The 10,728-nt window shown below is 44.0% G+C and carries 12 protein-coding genes and 1 pseudogene; 2 read left to right on the top strand and 11 right to left on the bottom strand.

All coding sequences use genetic code 11. The features are described 5' to 3' along the window. From Q0614_RS00965 to Q0614_RS00950, 4 genes and pseudogenes are all read right to left on the bottom strand, one after another. Positions 1 to 99 (bottom strand): annotated as a pseudogene (locus tag Q0614_RS00965) (hydroxyacid dehydrogenase); the annotation flags it as partial. A gap of 593 nt (positions 100 to 692) precedes the next feature. Then, positions 693 to 1,877 carry a glutathionylspermidine synthase family protein gene (locus tag Q0614_RS00960; RefSeq protein WP_297880986.1) on the bottom strand — a complete coding sequence of 395 codons (1,185 nt, stop codon included), beginning with the start codon at positions 1,875 to 1,877 and terminating at the stop codon, positions 693 to 695. An 868-nt stretch (positions 1,878 to 2,745) separates the two neighbouring features. Then, a complete protein-coding gene (locus Q0614_RS00955) occupies positions 2,746 to 3,333 on the bottom strand; it encodes a UPF0323 family lipoprotein (RefSeq protein ID WP_298785884.1) in 588 nt (195 codons plus the stop codon). After that, the gene (locus Q0614_RS00950) at positions 3,330 to 3,968 is read right to left on the bottom strand and encodes a helix-turn-helix domain-containing protein (RefSeq protein WP_298785883.1); all 639 of its coding nucleotides are present in this window, start codon (positions 3,966 to 3,968) and stop codon (positions 3,330 to 3,332) included. Before Q0614_RS00950 ends, Q0614_RS00955 begins: the two co-directional genes overlap by 4 nt. 279 nt (positions 3,969 to 4,247) lie before the next feature. On the opposite strand from Q0614_RS00950, the gene Q0614_RS00945 reads away from it, so the two are divergent. Further along, a complete protein-coding gene (locus Q0614_RS00945; protein WP_297897019.1) occupies positions 4,248 to 4,871 on the top strand; it encodes a TetR/AcrR family transcriptional regulator in 624 nt (207 codons plus the stop codon). Positions 4,872 to 5,197: 326 nt separating this feature from the next. Next, the gene (locus Q0614_RS00940; RefSeq protein ID WP_298785882.1) at positions 5,198 to 6,538 is read left to right on the top strand and encodes an FAD-dependent oxidoreductase; all 1,341 of its coding nucleotides are present in this window, start codon (positions 5,198 to 5,200) and stop codon (positions 6,536 to 6,538) included. A 177-nt stretch (positions 6,539 to 6,715) separates the two neighbouring features. Here Q0614_RS00940 and Q0614_RS00935 read toward each other — a convergent pair whose 3' ends face one another. The 7 genes from Q0614_RS00935 to Q0614_RS00905 all read right to left on the bottom strand — a co-directional run bounded on the left by Q0614_RS00935 (position 6,716) and on the right by Q0614_RS00905 (position 9,984). Next, positions 6,716 to 7,273 carry a hypothetical protein gene (locus tag Q0614_RS00935; RefSeq protein ID WP_298785881.1) on the bottom strand — a complete coding sequence of 186 codons (558 nt, stop codon included), beginning with the start codon at positions 7,271 to 7,273 and terminating at the stop codon, positions 6,716 to 6,718. 107 nt (positions 7,274 to 7,380) lie between these two features. Next, positions 7,381 to 7,746, bottom strand: a complete 366-nt coding sequence (locus tag Q0614_RS00930; protein ID WP_298785879.1) for a hypothetical protein — start codon at positions 7,744 to 7,746, stop codon at positions 7,381 to 7,383. A gap of 35 nt (positions 7,747 to 7,781) precedes the next feature. Beyond that, the gene (locus Q0614_RS00925) at positions 7,782 to 8,264 is read right to left on the bottom strand and encodes a hypothetical protein (RefSeq protein WP_298785877.1); all 483 of its coding nucleotides are present in this window, start codon (positions 8,262 to 8,264) and stop codon (positions 7,782 to 7,784) included. A gap of 178 nt (positions 8,265 to 8,442) precedes the next feature. Then, the gene (locus tag Q0614_RS00920; protein WP_298785875.1) at positions 8,443 to 8,796 is read right to left on the bottom strand and encodes a hypothetical protein; all 354 of its coding nucleotides are present in this window, start codon (positions 8,794 to 8,796) and stop codon (positions 8,443 to 8,445) included. Positions 8,797 to 8,842: 46 nt separating this feature from the next. Next, positions 8,843 to 9,370: a hypothetical protein gene (locus Q0614_RS00915; protein WP_298785873.1), complete on the bottom strand. Its 528-nt coding sequence runs from the start codon at positions 9,368 to 9,370 to the stop codon at positions 8,843 to 8,845. Positions 9,371 to 9,383: 13 nt separating this feature from the next. Beyond that, positions 9,384 to 9,791 (bottom strand): hypothetical protein, encoded by a 408-nt coding sequence (locus tag Q0614_RS00910; RefSeq protein ID WP_298785872.1) that lies wholly within the window; start codon positions 9,789 to 9,791, stop codon positions 9,384 to 9,386. Position 9,792: 1 nt separating this feature from the next. After that, positions 9,793 to 9,984 (bottom strand): hypothetical protein, encoded by a 192-nt coding sequence (locus Q0614_RS00905; RefSeq protein ID WP_298785870.1) that lies wholly within the window; start codon positions 9,982 to 9,984, stop codon positions 9,793 to 9,795. Positions 9,985 to 10,728 lie beyond the last annotated feature (744 nt).

Here is a 10,728-nt window from a genome sequence, read left to right as displayed (position 1 = left end):
CTCGGTCATCTCGTAGCTTTCAAACTCGCCCAAGCTCGCGATCTCGCTAAGATCGACATCGCCTCCCAGCGTCGCGGCATCCAAACATACGATCTTCATATTTCCCCCTTTGCGTTTTAAAATTTAAGCTGCCCGCGCGGCTAAATTTAGTTGTTAAATTTCGTCGCGCGGTCTGAGCGCGGCGTCTAAACGGCAAAATTTAACTCTGCAAATTTAGCTATTGCGTAAATTTGCTCGCGAGATTTTACTATTGCAAAATTTACTCTCGCAAAATTTAATGCTCGCAGCGCGCGGCGTTAAATTTTAAAATTCTAACTCGCGCCGAAGCAAGCGGTAAATTTTACTTCCGCTGAAACCTGCGTCTAAATTTGAAATTCTAATTTGCGCCGAAGCGAAAGATCAGTTTTTGCCGCTCGCGTTTAAATTTTAAAATTTAGCTAGCGCAAATCTTGCTCCGCACGGAATTTTAGTTCACGTGAATTTGATCTACGCGGAATTTTAGCTCGCGTCAATTTAACCTGCACGAAATTTTATCCGCGCAGAATTCCAGTCGCGCCGCTACGTTAAATTTTACCGTAGCCTCCAGCGTTAAATTTCGCCGCCGCCCAGCGATAAAATTTACCGTCGGCAGAGCCTTGCCGCTAAACTACTCCGCCTTAAAATTTCTCAAATTTTTAAAATTTGCTGCGCCGCTACTTCGCGTCCTCGATGTAGTGCCCCACAAATTTTGAGAGATTATTGAGTATCTCGCCGCCCTTGCGGAAGCCCAGTGCGCAGCCTTCATAGGCGAAAAACACCCCCGCTTGATAGCTCTGGGCACGCTCGTCTTTGTTTAGCTCGTAAAATTCCTGATATAAAAATTTCTGATTTCCGTATTCGCCGCCGTTTTCCTCTATCTTTTTTCCGTCCGCGTCGAAAATCGCCACGTTCGCCCCCTCGCGCGCCAAAAACGGCTTTTTGATCATCTTTTTGCCGATGATCGGCGAAAAGGAGCTTTGCAGCAGCAGCGGGTGGTTCGGATACAGATCCCACAGGATTTTCATAATCCCCTTGCTTTGGAAAAGCAGCGTGTATGCGGGGTTTAGGATGATCGCCTTTTGGTTTTGCACGATGTTTTTTAAGATGAGTGCGAGCTCGCCCTCCTCGATCGCGATCGCCTCCCAAGGGATGAGCTTGAACCAATACTCGTAGTTTTCGCCGTCAAAAAACACGCCCTCTTCGTCGTTAAATTCCACCTCGTCCACGTAGGCAAAGCGCGTCTTAAAGCCCGCATCCTCCGCGGTCTGCTGCAAAAGCTTCGTCGTCTTTTCGTCCTCGACGTTGCCCGCGACGCTGCTAAATAAAATTTTCCACCCCTCGTAAAATTTAGAAAAATCCTCGAGCTCGCCGTCAAGCACCACGAGCCGCTTGAAATTATCGCGCAGCGCGTCGTAGAGGTCGTTGAACTGGCTCGCCTCGTCCATGCCGTTTTCTTTGAGCATCGCCCACTGGATGATCGCCGTCTCAAACACCGCCGTGGGCGTGTCGGCGTTAAATTCTATCAGCTTGATCGGCTTGCCGTCCAGCCCGCCTGCGAAATCAAAGCGCCCGTATAGGTGCCAGTGCACCTCGTTTTCCCAGCTTTGCTTGATTAGATCGACGAGATTGAAGGGGATGCCAAGCTCGTGGAAGAGGTTATTGTCGATGACATGCTGCGCGGCTGCGACAAACATCTCGTATAGCTCGTTCGCCGCTTCATAATACGCATCCGCCTCCGCGGCGCTCACGCGCACGATCTCATCGCTGACGTAAGGGGTCTCGTCTGCGTCCGTGTGCCAGTAAAAGCCGAGCTTTTCGAGATATTCGTTACTTAACGGCGTTATCTTTTTTAGTTGCATAGATTTTCCTTTTTATGTAAATTTTAAAATTCCGCCCGCAGTGCAAAACAAATATAGCGCTAGTCGCTGCCAGCGTATCTTGCGAGCGCAGCGAAGCAGAATAAAACGCGAGCTACGATCTCGCACCTCTAAGCGCACCGGTTAATCAGAGCTCGGCGGGCGAGCGGTGCATTGCTCCGCTGCAGAGCGGCGCCTTTTTTACAAGAAATACACACTTGCAAGTAGCCCCTCCTCGGCTTCCTCAAAAACTACGGTACAACTTAATCGCGCGATGCTGCGATCAGGATTTCGCTCGGGTAAATTTACTCACTTTAGCACCGCTTGGCGATATAAAATTTGTCGCAAGAAGCGCTGCGATACGAAATTCCGATTGCGGATGCGGTGATTAAAACTCCCGTCGTAGCACGGCCTCGCTCGCCTTAACGTCGCGTCGCAATATAAAATTTTATAGCACGACGCTGCCTTTCATATCAAAATTTCGCCGCGCGGTAACGCTTCAGTAAAAAACGCGATCCGATGCGCTCGGCAACAGGCGCGAATTCCGCCTTATCATGACATCGCCGCGGCAATAATTACAAACTTGCTATACGCATAGTGACGCGGAATTTTATCTTGACAACCTCGCCGCGTAAGGATTGCGAACCGCTACGTACGCCGTAAAATTTTTTCTAGCGATAACGTAGCTGTAGGACATTGTCCCCCGAGCGATATGTAATTTGCCGTATCGAATTTCACCGAAAACGTGCCATACGGAGCGCGCTTTCGTTTTAGCTAAAATTCTGCTGCGATGGAATTTTGCTCGCTTTCAAGCGTCGCGCGTTAAAATTTAAACTCGCCGCGCAGAGCCGCCGTATGTTTCAAAGCGCGCTTAGCCGCCGAAAAAACCACCGCTCTTGCCGCTCTTACTTCCGCCGAAAAATCCGCTTCTGCCGCTTCGCGCCTTGGCGTTTTGCTGCTTTGCTTGATTGAAGCTATCGACGCTTCTGGAGTAGGCGCTCGGGCTTTTGTAGGCGGTTTGGCGCTGGCTTTGATAGGCGGGGTTGTTAAACAGCTTGCCGCCGATCCAAGAGCCGATGATGGCGCCCGCGGCGCTTGCCAAGATCGCTTCGCCCAGGCTCATGCCGCCGCTGCTAAGCTGCGCGTTTTGGTTCGTCAAATTTGAAGTGCCGGCGTCGATTTTGGCGTTTTCTTCGGCTAGAAGGGCTTTGGTCTCCTCATCGCTTAAAATTCTCTCCGAACCGTCGAGCGATTTTAGGATGATCTGGGTCTTTTCGCTTGGAAATTCCTCTAAAATTTTATATTTTCCCGGCGCGACCTCTTCGAGTCGCACGAGCGCGCCCTCTTGCAAGCGGACGTTTTGCTCCTGCTCCTTGTCGTCGCAGCCCGCTAGCGAGCCCGCCATAACGAGACCGAAGCCTCCTGCTAGCGCGTATGCCGCGATTTTGCGTAGTTTCATTTAGATCCTTTCAGTGATTTTATATCTAGGCTTTGATTTATTAAAAGCTCGTTTCCCTCGACGCGGATAAACTCGCTCTTGCCGATGTTTTCGATGATTAGGCTTTGCGCTTTAAGGCGCTTTTTGCGTTTGAGCGATTTTACGAATTTTGCAAGGCTCGTCCATTCGCTACGATCGAAGGTTTTTTCTTTGATTTCGACATCGTAGGGTTTGGCTTCGCGGCTTTTGCTCGAAAGCAGCGGTTTGTCGAAAAACGACAAAAAATACCTGAGCTTCTCATCGCGCTCTTTATACATCAGCTTGATTTCATCTTTTGAGGCGATTAAAATTTCCTCTTTTTCTTTGTGAAGTCTGTCCTTATCGCTTTGCAGTGCTTCGATTTCACCTTTTAGCTCGGAGATTTCTTTGATGAGATAGTCGATGAAGCTTTGAGTGCCAGCTGTGCCACTAGTGCGCGGGCTTTTCGCAGAGCTTTGCAAAACGGGCTCGCTTTGTTGTATTTCATCATCTAAAAGCACGTAGCGTACGCCGCCGCTTTCCTCGGCGCGCAAGGAATTTCTGCGGATGCGGTTGTAGACGGCTTCTTTTGAAATTCCTAAAATTTCGGCTGCTTCGCCGATCGAGACTTTTTTCATACAAAGATGCCTTTTAGCGTTTTAGGTAATTATTGCTAAATTTGCCTAAAATAGGCATTAAACGCTTCGTTTACAAAGATAGATTCCGCCTTACCGCAGCCGGCGCGCGATAAAATTCCGCTCGCTTACGCCCGCTAGATATAAAATTTCGCTTCGCTCACAAAAGCCGCGCAAAATTATTTTTTGCTAAACTTTTAGAATTTTAGCCTAATAATGTTGCTTAATTAAGTATATTTTTTATACACTTACAAAAAATTTTAGTATTTCAAAGGAGGCGAAATGCCCGAATCGCCTAAATATAAAAAATCCGAAATTCGCTGCAAGCTCATTTTAGACGCGGCGCTGGAGCTGTTTTTAGCCAAAGGCTACGAAGCTACGAGCTTAAGCGATATTATCGAGCTTAGCGGTGGCTCGCTATCGTCGGTTTATAAGTATTTTGATAACAAAGAAAGCCTATTTTTGCGCATCATCGAACTGCAAAGTAAAAAGCTTGATGAGCGAATGAACGAGCGCATGCGAATCAACAAAGACCTAAAATTGCGTGAGTATCTGCAGGAGTTTGCAGGGATTTATCTGGAGTTTCTTTTCGCTCCGGAGGCGATAAAATTCTACCGGCTGATACTTTTCAGCGGCTTTAACGGCGCGCTTAGCGAGAGCCCAAAAATCTTTTTAAAAAGCGGCGTGCTAGGTTCGCCGAATGCGCTGGATGAGTATTTGGCGGCGCATGCGGACGAGTTTGCGCCCGGACGTACGGCAAAAAGCCTAGCGCTATATTTTTGCTTTTTACTTAGAGAGCCGCATTTTAGCAGGCTGCTATTTTTCGACGAAAAGCTAAATTTCAAAGCGAGCGAGCTAATCAAGGACCGCATCGATATGTTTTTGCTCGGCGTAAAAAAGCGCTAGTGGCGGAATTTTACAGCGCAAATTCCGCGCGCTTCGCGCCTTTAAATTTTATGAGCGGTTTGGGGCTTAGAATTTGATTCTATCTGTTACCAAGCGTTATAAAATGCCACATATCCCGCGCTTAAAATTTTAATTCTATCGGCGCAGAATTTTTAAAACGATTAGGGCCAAAATTTTATTTTCCGTATTAAATTCCGTGCCGCAGTTAGAATTTTGCCGTTAAATTTCACGCCGCCTACCTGCGCCTTTAAATTTGCGCCACTCAGATTTTAAATTTAATAAAACCTCTTATAATCCCGCGAAATTTCAGATCAAAAGGATTAAAAATGGATTATGATATCATCGTAATAGGCTTTGGCAAGGCGGGCAAAACCCTTGCCGCAAAATCCGCTGCGCTCGGTAAAAAGGTCGCTCTCATCGAGCGCTCACCGCAGATGTACGGCGGCACCTGCATCAACGTAGGCTGCATCCCGACCAAGCGGCTAGTTACGGCGAGCAAGGAAGCAGGCTTCGTAAATTTCAGCGTGCTCGGAGAGTATTTCGTGCTGAGCATGCAGAAAAAGGACGAGCTCGTAGAGGCGCTGAGGGCGAAAAATTTAGCCATGCTAAAGGGAAGCCCAAATATCGATGTAATCGACGGCGAGGGTTCGTTTGCGAGCGCGAATTCCGTGCGCGTGCTAAGTCCTGACGGACAAACGCGTGAAATTTCAGCAGGAACGATCGTCGTAAATACGGGCTCGAGGGAGGTCGAGCCGAGCTTTGAGGTAAGCTCGCAGATCGCTTATAGCAGCGAGGAAATTTTAAATTTAAAGACGCTCCCGAAACATCTCGTGGTCATCGGCGGCGGATTTATCGGGCTTGAGTTTGCTTCGATGTTTGCGGGATTCGGCTCGAAAGTAAGCGTGCTGATGCGCTCGAAATTTATGAAAAACGAGGATGAGGACGTGGCCGCCAGCGTCAAGTCCGCTCTGCAAGCCCAAGGCGTGGAGATTATCGAGGGCTGCGAGTTTTTAAGCTTAAATGACGGGGAGTTAAAATTTAACCTCGCGGGCGAGAGCGAAACGATCGCGGCGGATGCGTTTTTATACGCCCTCGGTCGTCGCGCAAATACTGGCGAGCTAAATTTAGCCGTTGCAGGGGTGCAGACGGACGCGCACGGCAATATCATCACGAATGAGCATCTGCAAAGCTCGACTGCTGGCATCTACGCGGCAGGCGACGTGCGCGGCGGCGAGATGTTTACTTACACGAGCCTAGACGATTTTAGGATCATTTTTAACGCGCTTTTCGGAGACGGCGCGCGCACTACGAAAAATCGCGCACCGCATGCAAGCGTGCTGTTTACCCGCACGCCGCTAGCTCGCATCGGCCTTAGCGAGCGCAAAGCAAGGGCGAGCGGACGCGAAATCAAGGTGTTGAAGCTTTCGATGGCGGCGGTGCCGGGCGCCAAGGTCGTAGCGCACGACGAGGGAATGATGAAAGCGGTCGTGGACGCGGCTAGCGGCGAAATTTTAGGCGCGGCGCTTCACTGCGTAAACGCGCACGAGATCGTTAATGAGCTGGCGATCGCAATGGCGCTGGGCGCGAAGGCGGATTTTTTCAAAAACCAAATTTTTACGCACCCGAGCATCAGCGAGGCACTGAACGATCTTTTCGGACAGTTTTAAATTTGAAATTTAACGGCGCTCGGGCTTAGGGATGCCCAGGCGCCTAGGCGTAAATTTATCATAAAATTTAATGCGCCGGAGTGGGTTAAATTTGGAGCGAGTTAATAATTTGAGCTCTTGCCGTCCGCTTCTTTCTTGGCTACCAAAGTTGGCTATAAAAAGAAATGATTGAAATAGTTAATTGATAAAATATTCTCGTTTAGGAATAGCAAGATCGCAATCTATTCGGCACTCGGTAAGAGTATGCGGATAAAATTTCTTCTCACAGTTTATACAGGCGAAAACGATTTCGTCCGTCGCTTCATTCAACATAACTCTATAATCGCTAGGCGACCATTGCGGGCATTCGCACGCCAAGTCCAAATCCACGCTAACTACCAAGCTGTCAAATACAATCGAGTTTAATTCCTCGTAGACTAGTCTTAAGCTCTTTTGATCTTTCAATGCTCTAATTTTATTTATCAAGCGGTATTTGTCCGATTTGATGATCTTTACGCCAAAGAGACCCTTCGCTTTTCCGTCGCCGTAAATCGATAGCTCGGTAGGATAATCTTTAAAATTTAATTTTAGTAGCCCGTCCAAACCGCAACCGTCGTATTCTTTCATAAGAAACAAAATTTTATTTTCCATGAACCATGTCGCTATACAGCAACATACTTGCTCGGGATTAAAAGGATGTAGATTTAAAATTCTATTTTCTAACGATAAACACAAATTTCTAATTTTGGGCTGCACTATTTTATCCTTTATTTCTACCTATATCGACGATCTCAACAAAATTTTAGCCATTTTTTCTTTATACTTAATTTTATATTTAGAATTTCACAAATTTAATACCTTTATTAATCCCCAAATATCAAATAGGCTAAATTTTTACTCAAATTCCCATACGCAACTATCCAGTATTCTCTTATGATATTTTTAATTTGTAAGTTATCGTCCAGAAAGTCGGCAAATATTTTGATCCTATCTTTGTCTACCGCGCCTAGCTCTTCATCCTCTTTCTCAAACGAAGCGACAATTAAATGCGACAGAGCAATCTTATCGTAGAAATTTAATGTCTTGTTTTCTAGTAGATTTAGCATTGACGTAATTTTGCCGATATCTGCTAATTCTAGCTCCCAATCCTGCTCATTTCCAGTCGAATCTAATCCCAAAAGCTTATTTAATTTTATAGCGCTTTCTTTTCTTACGAAATAATCGGTCATTTTATTATCCTTTGTAATGTTTTTAATTGTGATACTCAGCCGACCGCGCTATCTAGCAGTTTCCTAGAATTTTGCAAAGCCCATACGAAATTTTCGAGCTCTACGCAGTCTTTTAATTCAAATCCAAAATTTAACAAACCTACCGATAGGGCGTCGCCATCTTTTATGACATGCGCTATTAGATTGCCTTTATGTTCTATACTCACTTTATTCTCATATCTTGTAAATTTAAAGATATTTTTCGAACATCTTCCGTTTCTTTTTGAAAATTTCTCAAATTGCTCCGTAAAATTCGGTGTTTGATTTCCATCTTTTAGCCATAATCCCCCAGCATATACCGCCCATATAAGCTCGTAAAAATTGATATTATGCCGAGTCTCGGTAGCAGCGACCAAAAGCTTATTCGTTTCATGGTTGATCTCTATTAAAGCCTCTCTGTCCATATGCCAAATCTCGGCTACTACTTTTTCTCTATCCGGCACGGAGGCAATTAAAAATTCAAATTCATTTTCTATCATATTAAAATCCTATTTTTTGTTTTTTACTACCTAATTTAATTTGAATGCCCTATCGTTCGAGCCTAAATCGTATTTATCCCATTCTTTTATGACATCTTGAGCTATACTTTTTACGCGGAATTCCTGCCCTACTAAAATAAGCATCTATTTTCTCCATAATTCTATTAAATCATCATATCTAAATCAAATTTCTATCCATATCAAATATTTTGGGATAGTTTTTGTAGTTGATTTCGATGTAGTCGCCTTTTTTAAATTTTGTAGCTCGCGTCGATAAAACCTCTAAAACTACAAATTCAAATCCAAAAAATAACTCATCCCATCCCTCTTCTCCTTCTTCGAGACCTGGATCGCAGCATCCTTCAAAATCGTCATAAAATCTGACTTTGTATATATTATTTTCATCAAACTCAATGATAAACTCTCTTTTGTTTAGTTCATATATATTTCTCGCCAAATTTTTCATAATATCGCGTTCGTTGTCCGAAAATCTTAACAAAAAATTCTCGTAAATTTCCTTTCCGCTTAGCATTGTGCTCCTTTCTATGGTTTAGCAAAGATTTGTCCGCTTGAGCCTTTTAATCGGCTTCTTGGCTATTGTATTTCGCACTCTCGATCTTTGCAAGCGTTAATTTTGCCAAAGGATTGATAAGCTTAGCGATACAATATTTATTATCGCATGTAATCACGCTTTGACGCTTATCTACTTTCATTGCGTTGGAACAATTCGGGCACATTACATAGCCTTCGTCCAAATCAACGCCAATCGGAAAATTTAACCCTCTCTGCTCTTTCAAAAATCTAAAAAATTCCTCTTTTGAAATTTTGATATTAGAAAATAATCGAAAAATTTCTTCTGCCTTTTGCCTTATCTCGCCTTCTTTAAAAAATACGTTAGGAGCCTTTTTAAAATCTTCATCAAACTCAGAAAATCTACTCGCCATCATATCCAATTCTTTTAATGCCTGCTCTTCCGCTTTATTGGTTGCGCAATATTGCGATTCCAAATCATACATCTTATAAAATTCATCGCAAAACAGCTCTATATCGCACCAATCGTATATGAATCCAGATATTAAATAATACAACCCTTCATTTTGCTGCATATTTCACCTCATTTTAAATTTTATCGCTATTTTTATCATTTACGCCTTTTAGAATTTCACGTAATAGCTCGTTTTCGGTTGCATTTTTCTCATCTAATATTGATACGCCCATAGTTGTTGGAGTAATCTTGGATAAAAATAGATTTACAAGCTCCGTTTTTTCATCGATTCCGTATGACAATGTAACGATATCCAATAAATCGTGCCGCTCTATAAAACCATCAAAGATATCTTCTAATCGCGACGCTTTCTCTGCGTAGAAGAATATCCACTTGACGCCTATAAGAAAATCCGTTGTGATATTACTAAAGATATCTATCTTATCCATAAAGTGCGATCCGATAAGCAAATATATATCCGAGCCGTTTTTGGACAAAGAGCCAAGCTCGTAAATAGAACCGATATTTTTATAATTTAGCATTTTATTCCTCATCGCGCCGATTTTGCACCATCTTTAGCCACTCTTTTTCAAATTTAAAATATTTCTCAAGCTTTTTATTCTTTTCTATTTGATCCGATTTTTCTATCTCGGCATAATCTTGCAGTTCGCCTCCGCATTTAGGGCAAACACTCCTATCTTTAACGTCCGAGAAATTATAAAATTTACTTCTCATATTTTTAAAATTTTACCGTAATTTTCCTGTAAAATTTTGCTTAAATTTAGCTGTAGCCGTCGCTTAAATTTTATCTCTTTGAAATTTAAATTTCAACCGTTATCTGGCGCAAATTTCGCCGCTTTTTTTAAATGCGCGCCTCAAATGCCGCTTTAAAATTTACGCAGACGCGAGCAGGCAAGAGGGCGCTGTTATAAATCTAAAGCCAAATTTTATTTCTAGCCATTTTTAATTCGTTTCTTATTTTTAATATATTAAAATCTCATTTCGTTTTATTCATAAATTTGAAATGTATTTTAAAAATGAGGAAAATAAATGAGTGAAAGAAATTTACAAATTTTAGCTTGGCGGGCACATGCCTGTCGGTCATAATGTATATATCCTATTGTGCCGAACATAATGGCAAATTTAGACGGCAACAAAGTCCCGTCTCTCCGGCCGCTCGCAGCCGCGATAAACTGCACGATATAGCTTAGCTACGGTCTTTTAAAGCCTAAAAAGGACTATCCGCTCGCCGCAGCAAATTTCCCGGGGATCATCTTTGGGCTACTAACCGCAATAACGGCACTTTAATCCGCGCCGTTAGCGGCTTAATAAATTTCAAAATCGCCTGCGCCCGCACCTTGCCTGCTGCGTCCGCAACGCTTTTTAGCCGCCTACTACGTACTGTAACTGCTAGCTCGCTGCCGCACCCGAGCTAGCTTATAGCAAGCGCGCCCGCCTCACAAATCCATTACGGCGCGG

The organism is uncultured Campylobacter sp., assembly GCF_937997595.1.
Lineage (GTDB): Bacteria > Campylobacterota > Campylobacteria > Campylobacterales > Campylobacteraceae > Campylobacter_B.
Note: the sequence above shows the minus strand (reverse complement) of the source record. Positions and strands in the feature narration are given on the sequence as shown.

What these genes read in the sequence shown, in the direction of transcription:
- Q0614_RS00930 (WP_298785879.1), bottom strand. Translation starts at nt 7,746, where the DNA reads ATGACCGATTATTTCGTAAGAAAAGAAAGCGCTATAAAATTAAATAAG.
- Q0614_RS00960 (WP_297880986.1), bottom strand. Translation starts at nt 1,877, where the DNA reads ATGCAACTAAAAAAGATAACGCCGTTAAGTAACGAATATCTCGAAAAG.
- Q0614_RS00920 (WP_298785875.1), bottom strand. Translation starts at nt 8,796, where the DNA reads ATGCTAAGCGGAAAGGAAATTTACGAGAATTTTTTGTTAAGATTTTCG.
- Q0614_RS00950 (WP_298785883.1), bottom strand. Translation starts at nt 3,968, where the DNA reads ATGAAAAAAGTCTCGATCGGCGAAGCAGCCGAAATTTTAGGAATTTCA.
- Q0614_RS00945 (WP_297897019.1), top strand. Translation starts at nt 4,248, where the DNA reads ATGCCCGAATCGCCTAAATATAAAAAATCCGAAATTCGCTGCAAGCTC.
- Q0614_RS00925 (WP_298785877.1), bottom strand. Translation starts at nt 8,264, where the DNA reads ATGATAGAAAATGAATTTGAATTTTTAATTGCCTCCGTGCCGGATAGA.
- Q0614_RS00915 (WP_298785873.1), bottom strand. Translation starts at nt 9,370, where the DNA reads ATGCAGCAAAATGAAGGGTTGTATTATTTAATATCTGGATTCATATAC.
- Q0614_RS00955 (WP_298785884.1), bottom strand. Translation starts at nt 3,333, where the DNA reads ATGAAACTACGCAAAATCGCGGCATACGCGCTAGCAGGAGGCTTCGGT.
- Q0614_RS00905 (WP_298785870.1), bottom strand. Translation starts at nt 9,984, where the DNA reads ATGAGAAGTAAATTTTATAATTTCTCGGACGTTAAAGATAGGAGTGTT.
- Q0614_RS00940 (WP_298785882.1), top strand. Translation starts at nt 5,198, where the DNA reads ATGGATTATGATATCATCGTAATAGGCTTTGGCAAGGCGGGCAAAACC.
- Q0614_RS00910 (WP_298785872.1), bottom strand. Translation starts at nt 9,791, where the DNA reads ATGCTAAATTATAAAAATATCGGTTCTATTTACGAGCTTGGCTCTTTG.